The following is a 1019-nucleotide window of genomic DNA, read 5'->3' on the forward strand; positions in this document are numbered from 1 at the left end:
GGATTCCAGCCATGTCAAGGGTAGGTAAGGTTTTTCGCGTTGCATCGAATTAATCCACATCATCCACCGCTTGTGCGGGTCCCCGTCAATTCCTTTGAGTTTTAATCTTGCGACCGTACTCCCCAGGCGGTCTACTTCACGCGTTAGCTGCGTTACCAAGTCAATTAAGACCCGACAACTAGTAGACATCGTTTAGGGCGTGGACTACCAGGGTATCTAATCCTGTTTGCTCCCCACGCTTTCGTGCATGAGCGTCAATCTTGACCCAGGGGGCTGCCTTCGCCATCGGTGTTCCTCCACATATCTACGCATTTCACTGCTACACGTGGAATTCTACCCCCCTCTGCCAGATTCTAGCCTTGCAGTCTCCAATGCAATTCCCAGGTTGAGCCCGGGGATTTCACATCAGACTTACAAAACCGCCTGCGCACGCTTTACGCCCAGTAATTCCGATTAACGCTTGCACCCTACGTATTACCGCGGCTGCTGGCACGTAGTTAGCCGGTGCTTATTCTTCAGGTACCGTCATTAGCAAGAGATATTAGCTCTCACCGTTTCTTCCCTGACAAAAGAGCTTTACAACCCGAAGGCCTTCTTCACTCACGCGGCATTGCTGGATCAGGCTTTCGCCCATTGTCCAAAATTCCCCACTGCTGCCTCCCGTAGGAGTCTGGACCGTGTCTCAGTTCCAGTGTGGCTGGTCGTCCTCTCAGACCAGCTACTGATCGATGCCTTGGTAGGCTTTTACCCTACCAACTAGCTAATCAGATATCGGCCGCTCCACGAGCATGAGGTCTTGCGATCCCCCACTTTCATCCTTAGATCGTATGCGGTATTAGCGTAACTTTCGCTACGTTATCCCCCACTCTAGGGTACGTTCCGATATATTACTCACCCGTTCGCCACTCGCCACCAGAGCAAGCTCCGTGCTGCCGTTCGACTTGCATGTGTAAGGCATGCCGCCAGCGTTCAATCTGAGCCAGGATCAAACTCTTCAGTTTAATCTCTGTTACTTTGCC

1 rRNA gene is annotated in these 1019 nt (G+C 51.9%); it reads right to left on the reverse strand.

The features are described 5' to 3' along the window. Positions 1-1001 (reverse strand): 16S ribosomal RNA (locus tag CSQ91_RS28350); the annotation flags it as partial. Positions 1002-1019: the final 18 nt, after the last annotated feature.

Source organism: Janthinobacterium sp. BJB301 (genome assembly GCF_002735685.1).
Classification (GTDB): Bacteria; Pseudomonadota; Gammaproteobacteria; order Burkholderiales; family Burkholderiaceae_D; genus Janthinobacterium; species Janthinobacterium lividum.